Source organism: Chromohalobacter marismortui (assembly GCF_004364315.1).
GTDB lineage: Bacteria > Pseudomonadota > Gammaproteobacteria > Pseudomonadales > Halomonadaceae > Chromohalobacter > Chromohalobacter marismortui.
This window is the reverse complement of sequence record NZ_SOBR01000001.1, coordinates 272127-286882: the sequence shown is the minus strand read 5'-3', so window position 1 is coordinate 286882 and position 14756 is coordinate 272127. Positions and strand designations below refer to the sequence as shown.

At 61.7% G+C, this 14756-nt stretch carries 16 protein-coding genes and 4 tRNA genes; 7 read left to right on the top strand and 13 right to left on the bottom strand.

Going from position 1 to position 14756, the window contains the following annotated elements:
* Positions 1-2 precede the first annotated feature (2 nt).
* Both C8E00_RS01270 and C8E00_RS01265 read left to right on the top strand, forming a co-directional pair.
* Positions 3-872, top strand: a complete 870-nt coding sequence (locus tag C8E00_RS01270; protein ID WP_133693591.1) for a branched-chain amino acid ABC transporter permease — start codon at positions 3-5, stop codon at positions 870-872.
* Positions 872-1816 (top strand): branched-chain amino acid ABC transporter permease, encoded by a 945-nt coding sequence (locus tag C8E00_RS01265; protein ID WP_133693589.1) that lies wholly within the window; start codon positions 872-874, stop codon positions 1814-1816. The genes C8E00_RS01270 and C8E00_RS01265 overlap by 1 nt, the downstream gene beginning before the upstream one ends.
* Before the next feature lie 103 nt (positions 1817-1919).
* On the opposite strand, the gene C8E00_RS01260 is transcribed toward C8E00_RS01265, so the two are convergent.
* The 4 genes from C8E00_RS01260 to C8E00_RS01245 all read right to left on the bottom strand — a co-directional run bounded on the left by C8E00_RS01260 (position 1920) and on the right by C8E00_RS01245 (position 5104).
* Positions 1920-3134 carry an ABC transporter substrate-binding protein gene (locus C8E00_RS01260; RefSeq protein ID WP_133693587.1) on the bottom strand — a complete coding sequence of 405 codons (1215 nt, stop codon included), beginning with the start codon at positions 3132-3134 and terminating at the stop codon, positions 1920-1922.
* A gap of 146 nt (positions 3135-3280) precedes the next feature.
* Positions 3281-4231: a CDF family Co(II)/Ni(II) efflux transporter DmeF gene (dmeF, locus tag C8E00_RS01255; RefSeq protein WP_133693585.1), complete on the bottom strand. Its 951-nt coding sequence runs from the start codon at positions 4229-4231 to the stop codon at positions 3281-3283.
* Positions 4232-4437: 206 nt separating this feature from the next.
* Positions 4438-4761 (bottom strand): helix-turn-helix domain-containing transcriptional regulator, encoded by a 324-nt coding sequence (locus C8E00_RS01250; RefSeq protein ID WP_133693583.1) that lies wholly within the window; start codon positions 4759-4761, stop codon positions 4438-4440.
* A gap of 1 nt (position 4762) precedes the next feature.
* Positions 4763-5104 (bottom strand): type II toxin-antitoxin system RelE/ParE family toxin, encoded by a 342-nt coding sequence (locus C8E00_RS01245; RefSeq protein WP_133693581.1) that lies wholly within the window; start codon positions 5102-5104, stop codon positions 4763-4765.
* 228 nt (positions 5105-5332) lie between these two features.
* On the opposite strand from C8E00_RS01245, the gene C8E00_RS01240 reads away from it, so the two are divergent.
* Together C8E00_RS01240 and C8E00_RS01235 are read left to right on the top strand one after the other, a co-directional pair.
* Complete coding sequence (locus tag C8E00_RS01240) at positions 5333-5857, top strand: cytochrome b (RefSeq protein WP_133693579.1); 525 nt, start codon at positions 5333-5335, stop codon at positions 5855-5857.
* A 209-nt stretch (positions 5858-6066) separates the two neighbouring features.
* Complete coding sequence (locus tag C8E00_RS01235) at positions 6067-7143, top strand: type I restriction endonuclease (RefSeq protein WP_133693577.1); 1077 nt, start codon at positions 6067-6069, stop codon at positions 7141-7143.
* A gap of 79 nt (positions 7144-7222) precedes the next feature.
* On the opposite strand, the gene C8E00_RS01230 is transcribed toward C8E00_RS01235, so the two are convergent.
* The 9 genes from C8E00_RS01230 to C8E00_RS01190 all read right to left on the bottom strand — a co-directional run bounded on the left by C8E00_RS01230 (position 7223) and on the right by C8E00_RS01190 (position 11623).
* A tRNA-Ser gene (locus C8E00_RS01230) sits at positions 7223-7310 on the bottom strand.
* A gap of 107 nt (positions 7311-7417) precedes the next feature.
* Positions 7418-7897, bottom strand: coding sequence for a YiiD C-terminal domain-containing protein (locus C8E00_RS01225; RefSeq protein ID WP_133694488.1), 480 nt, complete (start codon positions 7895-7897; stop codon positions 7418-7420).
* A gap of 26 nt (positions 7898-7923) precedes the next feature.
* On the bottom strand, positions 7924-8484 hold the full coding sequence (locus tag C8E00_RS01220) for a nitroreductase family protein (protein ID WP_133693575.1): 561 nt from the start codon (positions 8482-8484) through the stop codon (positions 7924-7926).
* Between the two features lie 83 nt (positions 8485-8567).
* Entirely contained in the window at positions 8568-9401 is an 834-nt protein-coding gene (gene queF, locus C8E00_RS01215; protein WP_133693572.1) for an NADPH-dependent 7-cyano-7-deazaguanine reductase QueF, read from the bottom strand.
* Between the two features lies 1 nt (position 9402).
* Positions 9403-10176, bottom strand: a complete 774-nt coding sequence (locus C8E00_RS01210) for an ABC transporter permease (RefSeq protein WP_133693570.1) — start codon at positions 10174-10176, stop codon at positions 9403-9405.
* Positions 10173-11135 (bottom strand): ABC transporter ATP-binding protein, encoded by a 963-nt coding sequence (locus tag C8E00_RS01205; RefSeq protein ID WP_133693568.1) that lies wholly within the window; start codon positions 11133-11135, stop codon positions 10173-10175. The genes C8E00_RS01210 and C8E00_RS01205 overlap by 4 nt, the downstream gene beginning before the upstream one ends.
* A 232-nt stretch (positions 11136-11367) precedes the next feature.
* A tRNA-Glu gene (locus C8E00_RS01200) sits at positions 11368-11443 on the bottom strand.
* Positions 11444-11449: 6 nt separating this feature from the next.
* Positions 11450-11524 (bottom strand) — tRNA-Gly (locus tag C8E00_RS01195).
* Between the two features lie 23 nt (positions 11525-11547).
* Positions 11548-11623: transfer RNA gene (locus C8E00_RS01190), tRNA-Glu, on the bottom strand.
* Positions 11624-11842: 219 nt separating this feature from the next.
* Here C8E00_RS01190 and msrB point away from each other — a divergent pair.
* The 3 genes from msrB to C8E00_RS01175 all read left to right on the top strand — a co-directional run bounded on the left by msrB (position 11843) and on the right by C8E00_RS01175 (position 14711).
* Positions 11843-12244, top strand: a complete 402-nt coding sequence (gene msrB, locus C8E00_RS01185) for a peptide-methionine (R)-S-oxide reductase MsrB (protein WP_133693566.1) — start codon at positions 11843-11845, stop codon at positions 12242-12244.
* A 111-nt stretch (positions 12245-12355) separates the two neighbouring features.
* On the top strand, positions 12356-13306 hold the full coding sequence (gene ylqF, locus C8E00_RS01180) for a ribosome biogenesis GTPase YlqF (RefSeq protein ID WP_133693564.1): 951 nt from the start codon (positions 12356-12358) through the stop codon (positions 13304-13306).
* Between the two features lie 172 nt (positions 13307-13478).
* Entirely contained in the window at positions 13479-14711 is a 1233-nt protein-coding gene (locus tag C8E00_RS01175) for a pyridoxal phosphate-dependent aminotransferase (RefSeq protein ID WP_133693563.1), read from the top strand.
* Positions 14712-14756: the final 45 nt, after the last annotated feature.

Here is a 14756-nt window from a genome sequence, read left to right as displayed (position 1 = left end):
CCATGACCGATATCCTGCAACTGCTGATCTACGGCCTGGTCCTGGGCAGCGTGCTGACCATGGGTGCCATCGGCGTGTCGATGATCTTCGGCATCCTGCGCTTCGCGCACTTCGCGCATGGCGACTTCATGACCCTCGGCGCCTACCTCGGCCTGTCCTTCATCTCGGCCTTCGGCCTGAGTTCGTGGTGGGCGCTGCCTGCGGCGATGGTCGGCATGGGGGTGATCGCGGTATTCATCGACCAGGTGCTCTATCGACGCATTCGTCGTACCCAGCCGGTAATCCTGCTGATCGCCTCGTTCGGCATGGCGCTGATCCTGCGTAGCCTGGTGCAATTGATCTGGGGCTCCGACAACCAGACCTACGCCTCGGGCATCCAGTTTCCCTGGCAGCTCGACTGGCTGGGCGGGATGCGGCTCAAGCCCGATCATCTATGGATCATGCTGATCTCGCTGGCCCTGGTCGCCGGCGTGCATCTGTTCCTGACGCGCACCCGGCTGGGCAAGGCGATGCGCGCGATGTCCGACAACATGGACCTGGCGCTGGTCTCGGGGATTCCCGCCGAGCGCGTGATCATGGTCACCTGGGTGATCGGCGGCGCCCTGGCGGCCGCCGCGGGCGTGTTCCTGGGCATCGACACGCGCCTGCATCCGGTGATGGGCTGGACCACCCTGCTGCCGGTGTTCGCCGCGGCGATTCTCGGCGGCATCGGCCGGCCCTACGGCGCCATCGCCGGCGGCATGATCATCGGCGTGTCGATGGAGATGTCGACGCTGCTGATCCCCGCCGCCTACAAGCCCGCCGTGGCCTTCGCGATCATGGTCGGCATGCTCATCCTGCGTCCGCAGGGCATCTTCAAGGGGACTGTGTGATGGAACTTTCCGGCCTCGCCTCGTACCTCGTCTCGTTTCTGACCTTCGCCGGCGTCTACGCCGTGCTCGCGCTGGGCCTCAACATGCAGTGGGGGTTCACCGGTCAGTTCAACATCGGGATTGCCGGCTTCTTCGCGGTCGGCGCCTATACCAGTGCGATTCTCACTACGCCGTCGAGTCCCGCCTACCTGGGCGGCTTCGGCATGCCGTTTCTGGTCGGCCTGGCCGGCGCGGTCATCGCCTCGACGCTGCTCGGACTGGTCGTCGGCCTGATCACCGCGCGGCTGCGTACCGACTACCTGGCCATCGCCTCGATCGGCATCGCCGAGATGGTCCGGCTGTTCGTCAAGAACGAAGGCTGGCTGACCAACGGCGTGCGCGGCATCGCCGGCATCGACCGGCCGTTCGCCGACACCGTGCTGGATAGCCCACTCACCTATCTGGTCATCGTGGCGCTGTTCGTCGCCGGGGTGTACTTCCTGGTCGAGCGCGCCCGTGCCTCACCCTGGGGCCGTGTGTTGCGCGCCATTCGCGAGAACGAACCGGCCACCGCCGCGGCCGGCAAGTCGATCGCCGGCTTCCGGCTGCAAGCCTTCGTGCTGGGCTCGGCGATCATGGGCCTGGGCGGCGGACTCTATGCCCACTTCTTCGGCTTCTTGAGTCCCGAGGCGTTCATGCCGCTCTACGGCACCTTCCTGGTCTGGGTGATGCTGATCGCCGGCGGCAGCGGCAACAATCGCGGGGCGATCCTCGGCGCCATCGTGGTGTGGGGCGTATGGTCGGGCACCGCGCTGCTCACCGGGCTGCTGCCCACCGAGTACGCTACCCAAGGTGCGGCGCTGCGGGTACTGCTGATCGGTGTGCTGCTACAGGTGATCCTGGTCACTCGGCCCGAGGGCATCCTGCCCGAAAAACCGCCCAAACTGCTCGCCAGGAAACGCTGAACACCTGCATCCTCGACCCTCTACGACTTTCACCCTGTAACGAAACGCCCGGCCTAGGGCCGGGCGTTTCGTAGGTATTGCTGAAAAGATTGCTTGTTCGCGCTTACATCGTGGGTTCGAAGATGCGGTTGGTGACCACTTTGCCGTCCTTGAAGGTCCACTCGCCGAAGGTGCCCGGCACGTCGCCGTTGGCGTCGAAGTTGACCGAACCGGCAGCGCCCTGGTAATCGATCTCCTTGCCCGCCTCGAGCAGCTTGACGGCTTTCTCGAATTCGCCCGGACCGACCTGCTCGCCCGGCGGATTGGCGACGGCACGCAGCTGGTCGCGAATCGCCACGCTGTAGGTGGTACCGGCCGCCTGGGCTGCCAGCGAGAGCAGATAGAAGGCGTCGTAGGCGGTATCCAGGTAGGGCTTGGGCGGCAGCGCGCCGTATTCGCTCTCGTAGGCGCTGCTGAAGTGCTGGGCCCCCGGCGAGTCGGCGCGAGCCTGCGGCACGGTGCCCACCGAGCCCTCGAGATACTGCGCGCCCAGGTTGTCGACCAGCTCAGGGGCCTTCATGCCGTCGGTGAACACGAAGTTCCTGAAGAAACCGCCTTCCAGCGCCTGACGCAGGATGGTCTGGCCGTTTTCCGGATAACCGATCAGCACCAGCGCCTCGGCGGCGTCGTTGGCGGCCTGCTGCAGCTCGCCGCGATAGGCCGCCTGACCCTGTTCGTAGGCCACCGACGCGGAGACCGTGCCACCGGCTTTCTCGTAGGCCTTGGTGAAGGCATCGGCGAGCCCTTTGCCGTAGTCGTTGTTGATATAGATGATGCTGACGTTGTCGTAGCCCTTCTCCTGGGTCACTTCGGAGAGCGCCACGCCCTGGAAGGCATCCGACGGCACGGTACGGAACAGGAAGTCGCCATCGTCCAGCGAGGTAATCACCGGCGAGGTCGAGGCGCTGCTGATCTGCGGTATCTGCTCGGGCTTGGAGACGCTCTGCGCCACCGGGATGGTCACCCCACTGGAGAGCGCGCCGAAGATCGCGTCGACGCCTTCGATGTTGACCAGCTTCTGGGCCGCGGCAACACCTGGCTGCGGCGAGGTCTGGGTATCGCCGCTGGCGATCTGAACGTCCTCGCCCATCACGCCGCCGGCAGCATTGATCTCCTTGGCGGCAAGTTGCGCGGCCTTGAGCGCGGGCTCGCCATAGCTTTGCAGGTCGCCGGTCAGCGGCACCAGCACACCAATCTTGAGCGGCTCGGCCATTGCAGAAAGACTGGTGGCCAAGGCCACCGCGGAAATGGCACCGATAAGCGGTTTCTTGACGGTCATTGCAGAAGACTCCTTGTGCAGACCTTGATTGTTGATCGATCGGTGGGTATGACCCTTCATTTTGCTATCAACCCGACATCCAGCATAAGCGGATCGCTGACATTAGACAAAGAAAGCGGCCTCGATGTGAGGCCGCTTCTGCTGGATCATGCGGCTGGCGGATGGCGATGTCCGACGCACTGCTCCACTTCAAATGTGACGTGCACCATCTGGGGCAGTCGCTGTCGTACCCTATCCCGGTAGTCATGCGGTGTTGCTGGCGCATCGGAGACTATCGCAATAATGCCGGCATAGAGGCCCGGCCCGATCGACCAGACATGAAGATCGCTGATCCGGTCACTCGTGCCGGTTTCAATGATATCTCGAATTTTCTCATCGAGCTCATGCACTTGGCGGTCCAGCAATACCTGGCCGGTATCGCGAAGCAGTCCCCAGGACCAGCGGGTGATCAGAATGGCCCCCACGATGCCCATGATCGGATCCATCCACTGCCACCCAAGGTACTTCGCTGCCAGCAAGGCGAAGATTGCCAGCAGGGATGTCAAGGCGTCCGCTAGCACGTGGAAATACGCGGCGCGTCGGTTGTGGTCATGCTCATGATGGTGATCCTGCCCGCCGTGACCGGACGCATGATCATGCCCGTGCGCCCCCAGAATCCAGGCGGAAATGCCATTCACCACCAGCCCGACGCCCGCCACCAGAATGGCTTTATCGAACACGATGGCGACCGGGTTGAAGAAGCGGTCGATGCTTTCAATGCCCATGAAAACCGCAAACCCCACCAATAATATCGCTCCGGTGAACCCGCCCAGCGCATTGATCTTGCCGGTACCGAAGCTAAAGCGATGATCGCCCGCATGGCGGCGAGCATACGCATAGGCGAATGCTGCGATGCCCAGGGCCGTGGCGTGAGAGCCCATGTGAAGACCATCGGCTAGCAAGGCCATCGAGCCATATACCATGCCGGCGAATATCTCGATGAACATGGTGACCAGCGTCAGCAGAACGACGATCAACGTACGGCGCTCTCCCGAGCGGACGCTGTCCTGATCGAAGACATGGTCGTGCCGCCAGGCGTTGATATCTTGCGTATGCATGGATTCTCCCCGCAGCCATCAGGCAATGACATGTTGCCAACAGGATAGCCAAGAACAGGGCATCCAGAATATCGCAAGGCGTGAACTGTAATGACCCCCTGGTTTCTGCACACCCTATCCCGTTAACGCCGGATGTGCTCGGGGTGTCCACTGCTGCTGGGCAAGATCACCGCCGAGTGCGCTACTTTTCGCGTACAGCGCCAGCATCACGCCGCGCTGACAGTATGCACTTCAAGATTAACCTTCAGCGCCTTACGGAGCGCACCGATGATCGCAGACAGATTGTCCATGCCGGGATTGCCCGACGGTGACAACATGCGATGCAGGCTCTTGCTGGGCTTGCCAATCTCGTTGGCCAGTGCCTCGAACCCCACGGTTGCATTGACCAGGTCGCGGAGCATCGCGCGCGCGCTATCGGGCTCGCCATTGAGAAACAGCGTGACGGCCTCATCCAACATGGCTTTCGCAAACGTCGGATCGCGTTCGACGCGCGCGGCAATCGTCGCCTTGAAATCACGGGTCAGTGCCATTTCACTTCCCTCCCTGCTTCGCCTGGCGCTTGCGCCGCTTGTATTCGTCGCGTAGCGCCTTGGCATTGTCGATATCGGCCTGCTGGCGTTTTTTCGTACCGCCGCCGAACAGAACGATCAGTTGCTCGCCATCACGAGCCAGATAGATGCGATATCCCGGCCCCCAATCGATGCGATATTCACCGATCCCCTCGAACCACTTGATGTTCGATGTGTTGCCCATCGACATACGGTACTCGGCGGTGGCCACCTTCGCCGCGGCCTGAGCATCGAGCCCTTCAAACCACTCTTGGTAAGGGCTGGCCCCGTCATCACGTAGAAATTCTTGGAGCTCGATCCTCATGGAAGAATGGTAACTTATAAGTTACCATTCAACAAACAGACAACCAGATGCAGAGCGAAGGCCTGGTGAACGATAGGCGAATGCTGCGATACCCAAGGCCGTGGCATGAGGGCCCATGTGAAGGCCATTGGCTAGCAAAGCCATCGAGCCATATAGCGAGACATCGCTGAGGAAATCTGCATCCAAAGATGAGAATATGAAGCATTATATTTAAACCGGATTGACGCCATGCTGCGTGACTCACCCAGCTACTACGGCAGCATCACTCGATGCCTGCACTGGCTCATCGCGATTCTGGTCATCCTTCAGCTGACCAGCTCGTTCTTCAATATCCTGTGGGAGGGAAACGTCTACAGTCAGGCTGTCGTGCAGTGGCACACGACCATCGGCGTCGGCATTCTCGCCTTGATGGCCATGCGCACGTTGTGGGCCATCTCGCAGCTCAGGCACCGGCCGGAGCACCGTGGCGCACTGCAAAAGGCGGCGATATGGGGGCACGCGCTGATGTATCTGGTGCTGTTGCTGATGCCGCTCTCGGGCATGGCATTCACCTGGGGGTCAGGCTACGGCGTCTATGTCTTCGGCACGGCGTATTGGACCGACGCCGATGTGTCCTGGGCCGCCACGTTCGGCCAGCTCCATGCGCCACTTTCCTGGTTCCTCTCCGCGTTGGTGACCGGGCATATCCTCATGGCCGGCTACCACCGGTTGATTCGGCGTGACGACACGCTACACCGGATGCTCGAGCGCTAAGCGTCCTCAATATCATACCGTCTCTATTCTCCCCTGATGGACCCTTTCCTGCCGCGGCTATATCAGCGGCCGGGCTTGGCCGCCTGGATAGGACAGCATGGGAGCCGACAGGACGAGGCTCTCATTTGACTTTGGTCTTTTGGTAAACTCAGGAAACTTCGCGTAATGTAAAGTTATCTATAAGCCAAAAACTAAACACAGGGGGCATCATGGACTTGAGCGAGAAGCTTTATGGCATCGCACGTCGTGGTGAAGAACAGGTCGAACACATCAAGAACGAGGAAGCGACCAAGACGGCTTTAGTACTCCCCTTCATCAACTCGCTTGGATACGATCCCTTTGATACCCGAGAGGTAGTGCCAGAATTCACGGCGGATGTAGGCACCAAGAAGGGGGAAAAGGTCGATTACGCCATTCGTGCAGATGGCAACATTTCGATTCTCATGGAATGCAAACCCTTGGGCACCAATCTCGCCAACGTCCAGTACAACCAACTCTATCGTTATTTTGCTTGCACGGATGCCAAATTCGCCATCTTGACGAACGGCTTTGAGTACCGCTTCTATTCTGACCTGGACTCCGAGAACAAGCTGGACACGCGCCCCTTTTTCACTTTTAACCTGGAAGACTTTAACGAACAGGATATCGACGAGCTTCAGAAATTCACCAAGCCCAATTTCGATGTTGATGCCATTCTCAGTACGGCCAACCGGCTCAAGTACACCAACCTTGCCAAACAGGCCATTGGTGAAGTCTTCCGAGACACACCGGAAGAATTCGTCAAGTTCGTAGTGGGCAAGATCTACGAGGGCCGCCAGACACGGCAAGTGGTCGAAGAATTCACGCCGATCATCAAGGAAGCAGGCAAGCTCTATATCAAAGAGCAAGTCGCCCAGCGACTACGTGGCGCTCTGGCCAGCAACGATATCGATGCGCCCCACCCTACCTCGACTTCCGAAGGTTCGTCGCAAGAGCCCGAGCCTGATGATGATGGAATCATCACTACCCAAGAAGAAATCGACGCCTATAACATCATTCGATCACTGCTCGCAGAACAAGTCGATGTCAGCCGTATAACCATGCGCGATGCGAAGTCCTACTGCGCAGTGCTCCTCGACGACAACAACCGCAAGCCCATCTGCCGCTTCCACTTCAACGCGAAGTCAGTCAAACGGGTAGGCTTCTTCACCGACAAACAAGAAAGCCGCATCGAGATAGATTCCGTCAGCGACCTCTTTCAGCACAAAGATCAACTGAAAACGACTGTGAGCGAATACCTCGAATAACAGGCCCATAGCCTGGGATGGCCCTCCCAAAAGGCAGACACAAAAAAGCCGCTGAAATCAGCGGCTTAATCAAAAATCTTGGCGGAGGGGGAGGGATTCGAACCCTCGAAGCCTTTCGACTTACGCGCTTTCCAGGCGCGCTCCTTCGACCACTCGGACACCCCTCCGCAAATTGTCGTTCCGCCGAATGGCCTTGGGCCTTGTCCGTCAGAACGGCGCACATACTATCGAGCTAAGTGCTGTTTTGCAAGCGATTTTCCTTTTCGGCGGGGAATCACTTGAGTACCGCGTAGCTGCCCTGGGCTTCCATGCAGAGGGTGTCGCCGCAGTAGACGCGCTGAACGAGCTTGATGCGTCCTCGCCCCTTCTCCGCCAGCGAGGCCTCCAGCCGGGCGATGCCGTCGGCTTCGAGAGGGAAACACTGCATGTGATAGTCCGTGGTGACGGGGGCGAGAAAACGCTGCTGGCCTTCGGCGATCACCACGTCTTGCGCCCTGCCCCGGGCACGCAGCCAAAGTGTCGTCCAGCACCAGCCGAGCAGCGTGGTTTCGGCGGCGAGCGCACCGCCGAAGCCGGTGCCCTTGTCATTGAGGTTGGCGTCCAGCGCAACTTGCCAGTGGAGCGTCGTCGCGTCCCAGGCGGGCGAGTGAATGCCGTAATGCGCGACCTGCGGGATCGCCTCGCGCAACCAGGCGAGAAAGCCCTCGAGGTCGTCTCCGTCGCTGGCCTCGGGCAACGGCAAGCGGGGGTGCATCACCCCCGGGCGGCGTGGCGTACCGTTCACGACCAGCGCTCGACGAAGTCACTCGGATCGCGTTCGGGCAGCGGCTTGTGGCGCCCGCCCATCTGGCCGAGATACAGAAAGCCGACCAGTTCGTCGTCTTCGGCGAGGCCGAGGCCTTCACGCACGGTGGGGTCGAAGGCGTAGTGGCCGGTGCGCCACATGGCGCCCAGGCCTTGCGCCTGCGCCGCGAGCAGGATGCCATGCGCCGCGCAACCGGCGGAAAGCAGCTGCTCGATACGCGGCACCTTGGGGTGATCGGGCGTGACCTTGGCGATCACCGCGATGATCATCGGCGCACGCTTGGGCTTCTTGCGCGCGGCCTCCAGGTGGCCGTCGTCGATGTGCGGATTGAGACGCTGTTCGGCCTTGGCATACAGCTCACCCAGCCGGTCGAGCCCTTCCCCGGAAAACTCGATGAACCGCCATGGCGTCAGGGCGTCGTGATCGGGCGCACGCAAGGCGGCACGATACAGTGCATCCAATTGATCGCGGTCGGGGGCGGGCGCGGCCAGTTTCCCCATCGAGCTGCGCTCGTGCAGTAAGGTCATGGCATCCATGAACATCTCCTTGGCCGTCTGAATAGGGTAATGATGTGCGGCCGACGCCGCCGGTGTTCAATGCATGGCGTCAGTTTGCACGCTCATTGACGCGCCAGCCGGAGTGGCGTGGGCGGCCGTTCGCCGGGCGTGCCCCGCCAGGGGCTGATATCCAGCCCGCCCCGCCTCACGTAGCGCGCCATGACCAACAGCCGCTCCGGCCTGGCCCGCGCCATGAGATCGACGAACAGGTGCTCGACGCAGTGCTCGTGAAAGTCCTGATGCTGCCGGTAGGAGATCAGGTACTTCAGCAAGGCCTCGCGCGCAAGCCGGGGGCCGCGGTACCGGATCAGCACGCTGCCCCAGTCGGGCTGGCCGGTCACCGGGCAGTTGGACTTGAGCAGGTGCGAATGCAGCGTTTCGTCGACGATCTCTTCGCCGACTTCGATCAGCTCAGGTGTGGGCGTGTAGTGCTCGATGCTCACGTCGAGATCGTCCAGGCACTCGCCGGGCAGCGCGCGCGGAGTCAGCGCCTCGTCTTCGACGCCGAACAGCTCTACCGTTACCGGCGCGCCCGCCGCCTGGGCCAGGTCACGCTCGAGCGTGCCGATCACCGCCTCGCGGCTGTCGAAGCGCGTCTGATTGAAGCCGTTGAGGTACAGCTTCCAGGACTTCGACTCGATCAGCGAGGGCGAGTCGGCGGGCAGCCGAAACCGGGCCACGGCGACGATCGGCTTGCCCTTCGCGTCGAGCCAGGAAAGCTCGAAGGCGTGCCACTCGTCCTCGCCCTCGAACGGCAGCGCGGCATCATCGAGCCCCAGCGGCGCGCGGTTGGCCTGCCGGGGAATGGGAAACAGCAGGCCGGCGTCGTAGTGTTCGGGATACGCGGACTCGCGGCCCAGCGGCGCATGCTCCAGGGTTTCGTCACGTTCGCTCATGTCAGCTCCGGATCCCCTTGCCACGGTCGAGCATCCACAGCCCCAGCGCGAAGAACACGACGATGAACACCGCGATGGCCACCAGCGCCCCGCCGACCGGGATGTCCGAGACGCCCAGAATGCCGTAGCGGAAGGCGTTGACCATGTACAGAATGGGATTGACCATCGACACGCCCTGCCAGAAGTTCGGCAGCATGTTGATCGAGTAGAACACCCCGCCCAGGTAGGTGAGCGGCGTCAGCACGAAGATCGGCACGATCGAGATGTCGTCGAACTTGTGCGCCACCAGGGCGTTGATGAACCCGCCGATGGAAAACAGCAATGCCGTCATGATCACCACCCCGATGGTCACCCAGGGATGGTGAATCGAGAGGTCGGTGAAGAACATCGAGACCACGGTGACGATCAAGCCCACGGCCAGGCCGCGCGATGCGCCGCCGACCACGAAACCGGCGAGAATCACCCAGTTGGGCATCGGCGAGACCATCATCTCCTCGACGCTGCGCTGGAACTTGTTGGAGAAGAAGCTCGAGGCCACGTTGGAGTAGCTGTTGGTGATCACCGCCATCATGATCAGACCGGGCACGATGTAATCGATGTAGGGAATATCGTCCATGGGCCCGATGCGCGAGCCGATCAGATTACCGAAGATGATGAAGTACATGGTCATGGTGATCGAAGGCGGCAGCAGCGTCTGCGGCCAGATGCGCATGTAGCGGCGCACCTCCTTGGTCACCAGGGTCCAAAGCGCGATCCAGGTCTGCCAGGCATTCATGAACGCACCTCCACCTTGTCGGTGGATCGGCCGCTTTCGGCATTGGCGTGCTCGACCATCGACACGAACATTTCCTCCAGACGGTTGGCGCGATTGCGCATCGAGACGATTTCGAAGCCCTGCGCGGAGAATTGCGCGAAGGCGTCGTTGAGGCGCTGGCCACGCGCGACCGACAGCGCCAGTTGCGTGGCGTCGACACGCTCCACGCTGAAGCCTTCCAGTTCCGGCGCGGTCTCGACCGGCCGGGCCAGATCGAGCAGGAAGGTCTCGGTGTTGAGCTGGGCCAGCAGATCACGCACGCTGGTGTTCTGGACGATATCGCCATGGTTGATGATGGCGATGTTGCGGCACAGGCTCTCGGCCTCTTCCAGATAGTGCGTGGTGAGGATGATGGTGGTGCCTTCACGATTGATCCGCTGCATGAACTCCCACATGCTGCGGCGCAACTCGATATCCACCCCGGCGGTCGGCTCGTCGAGAATCAACAGGCGCGGGCGGTGGATCAAGGCACGCGCGATCATCAGGCGGCGCTTCATTCCGCCGGAGAGCATGCGCGCACTCCCCTTGCGCTTGTCCCACAGACCGAGATCGCGCAGCAGCTGCTCGGCGCGCGGCTTGGCCTCGCGCATCGGCATGCCGTAATAGCCCGCCTGGGTCAGAACGATGTCCTCGACCTTCTCGAACTGGTTGAAGTTGAATTCCTGCGGCACCACGCCGAGGTGATACTTGGCCTTGGCGAAGTCGCGGTCGATATCGATACCGAACACGCTCACGCTGCCGGCCGTCTTCTGCACCAGGGACGAGACGATGCCCAGTGTCGTCGACTTGCCCGCCCCGTTGGGACCGAGAAGCGCAAAAAAGTCGCCTTCGGCGACGTCGAGATCGATGCCCTTGAGGGCATTGAAGCCATTACCGTAGACCTTGGTCAGCCCGCGGATGGACAGTGCTGGTTCTGCCATCTGGCGCACCCAATTCTTGATATTCGAAGAAAGCGTTACGAAGAAAATATTTTGCAGAGAAAGCAAATAGTGCGGGCATATCGTGAAAAATCAACGTCCCGCGATACCGGCCGTCCCGCCAGGCGCGCTCGACGCGTGACGTTCGATCGCTCGGAGGCCCCACGGCACGGGCAGTCCTCCTCATGCATGGGCCGCAAGACACGCATCGACATGAAAAGCGAAACGACAAGAGTGGCGTCCCATAGGGGGTTCGAACCCCTGTTACTGCCGTGAAAGGGCAGTGTCCTGGACCACTAGACGAATGGGACGCATTTTGGAGCGGGAAAGGAGATTCGAACTCCCGACCCTCGCCTTGGCAAGGCGATGCTCTACCGCTGAGCTATTCCCGCATTTCCAGCCACACGAGGTGAGTTGGCGTCCCATAGGGGGTTCGAACCCCTGTTACTGCCGTGAAAGGGCAGTGTCCTAGGCCACTAGACGAATGGGACGTGTCGTCACTCGCCTCGTCGAGGTGCGGCGTATATTACTGGGCACCCCCGCGGGTGTCAACCCTCTGTCTGAACACCCTTTTCTTGTCGCTGCCATGCCCCCATATTGTGGATCAAGTGGCGCCCACTGCCAGTAAACGCCGTGACATCCCCGATGCGTTGCAAGGGCTCGCGGCCTCGGCATGGCGCATCACCGTATCCGCAACGCAGGAGGCGACAATGAGCGAGAAAGTCCAGAAAAGCGAACACGAGTGGCAACAGCAGCTGACGCCCGAGCAATACCGCGTGACGCGCGAAAAAGGCACCGAGCGCCCATTCACCGGCGATCACCAGGTCTCCGACGAACAAGGCATCTACCACTGCATCTGCTGCGGCGCGCCGCTATTCGAGAACGAGCACAAGTTCGATGCCGGCTGTGGCTGGCCCAGCTTCGACCGTCCACTCGCGGATGCCGCCGTCGAAGAACATTTGGACACGACGCATGGCATGCGCCGCATCGAGGTGACCTGCCGGCGCTGTGATGCCCACTTGGGACATGTGTTCCCCGATGGCCCACAAGAAACGACCGGGCAGCGTTATTGCATCAACTCGGTATCGCTCGATTTTCACCCTGGCGAATGACCCACCCTAAGCGTCTTTCTTCCGAAGAAGGATTCGTCACGGCCGCCGCTCTTCTAAGAGGCTAGGCTCTGCTACCATAGGCGGCCGTTTTTTCGAGCTGGAGTAAAGAAGATGCTGGGTTGGTATCCCGGACACATGCACAAGGCCCGCCGTCAGATAACGGAGGCACTACCGGAGATCGACGTGGTGCTCGAGGTCCTCGACGCCCGCCTGCCCTACTCCAGCGCCAACCCCATGCTGGCCGAATTGACCGAGCACAAGCCGGTGCTCAAGGTCCTCTCGCGGGCGGATCTGGCCGACCCCGAGCAGACCGAGCGCTGGGTGCAACACTTCAATGCTCAGCACGACATCCGCGCGTTGGCAGTGACGACCACTCAGTCGCGCGAGTTGAAGCGCATCCCTGCGCTGTGCCACGAACTGGCCGGTCATGTGCGCGCCGACCGTGACGTGCGCGTGATGGTGATGGGCATCCCCAATGTCGGCAAATCGACCTTGATCAACGGCCTGGCCGGCAAGAAACTCGCCAAGACCGGCAACGAACCGGCGGTCACCAAGCGTCAGCAGAAGATTCGCCTGGATGGCCGCGTCGCGTTGATCGACACCCCGGGCGTGCTGTGGCCGAAGATCGAGGACCAGGCCAGCGCCTACCGCCTGGCGGCCAGCGGTGCGATCCGCGATACCGCCATGGACTACAGCGATGTCGCCATCGTCGCCGCCGCCGAACTGGCCAAGCGTTATCCCGACGCTCTCAAGGCGCGTTACAAGCTAAAAACGTTGCCTGCTTACACCCCCAATCCGGATGCCGACAGCGTCGAAGCCGACGGGCCACCGCATCGCGACCTGCTGGCGCTCGCCGGCTTCGATGGCCAGGCCATCGTCGAGGCCATCGCCAGCAAGCGTGGCGGTCTGCGCGCCGGCGGCATCGTCGACATGCATCGCGGCGCCGAGGTGCTGCTCCACGAGCTGCGCGATGGCAAGCTCGGACGTCTCACGCTGGAAACGCCGGACGACATCCCCTCCCCCGAAGACGACGACTCCGACACCCCCTCCTCTGCCACTTGAGGTTGCTCTCGTCTGCCGACGTCGCGCTCAGGCGTTTTCCAAGGCTATATTAGGCGCGGGCCATTTGCGTGGCCCGCGCGCCACGGTATGCTGGGAAGCGGCGCGGCAGCCCGCCCCGACGGTACGGAAACACCGCCTCCACCCCACCGGCTGCGCAGCAAACGGAAGCCCCATGGATACCGACACGCCCATTCGGAAATCGCACAAGCTCGACAACGTCTGTTACGACATTCGTGGCCCGGTACTCGACCACGCCAAGCGGCTCGAAGACGAAGGCCAACGCATCCTCAAGCTCAACATCGGCAACCCTGCGCCCTTCGGGTTCGAAGCCCCGGAAGAGATTCTGCAGGATGTGATGCGCAACCTGCCGACGGCACAGGGCTACTGCGACTCCAAGGGGCTCTATTCGGCGCGCAAGGCGATCATGCAGGAATGCCAGCGCAAGAACATTCCCGACGTCAGTGTCGAAGATGTCTTCGTCGGCAACGGCGTCTCCGAGCTGATCGCCATGGCCATGCAGGCACTGCTCAACGACGGCGACGAGGTGTTGATTCCCGCGCCCGACTACCCGCTGTGGACGGCATCCGCCAATCTCTCCGGCGGGCGACCGGTGCATTATCTGTGCGATGAGCAGGCCGACTGGGCGCCGGACTTGAACGATGTACGCGACAAGATCACCGCGCACACCAAGGCCATCGTCATCATCAACCCCAACAATCCCACCGGCGCCGTCTACCCTCCGGAAGTGGTCAAGGAATTGCTGGCGATCGCGCGGCGCCATGGGCTGGTGGTGTTTTCCGACGAGATCTACGACAAGATCCTCTACGATGATGCCGAGCACGTCTCCACCGGCGCGCTGGCCGACGACGACCAGTTGGTAGTAACGCTCAACGGCCTCTCCAAGAGCTATCGCTGCGCCGGCTTCCGCAGCGGCTGGATGATTCTCTCGGGGAATCGCGGCAAGCAACGCGCCGGCGATTTCATTCAGGGGCTCAACATGCTGGCCTCGATGCGCCTGTGTGCCAATGTGCCCGCCCAGCACGCTATCCAGACAGCGCTGGGCGGCTATCAGTCGATCAACGACCTGGTGTTGCCCGGCGGGCGTCTACTCGCCCAACGCAACATCACCTATGACAAGCTCAACGCCATTCCCGGCGTCAGTTGCGTCAAGCCCAAGGGGGCGCTGTACGCCTTTCCGCGTCTCGACCCCGAGGTCTTCAACATTCAGGACGATCAGAAGCTGGTGCTCGATCTGCTCCTGCAAGAGAAGATCCTGCTGGTCCAGGGTACGGCCTTCAACTGGCCCTCGCCGGACCACGTGCGCATCGTCACCCTGCCCTGGGCCGACCAGCTCGACGATGCCCTCGACCGCTTCGCCAACTTCCTGTCGCGCTACCGCCAATGACCCCACCCTCGCCCGGGCATGCCTGGCTCGGGCGAATCATCACAC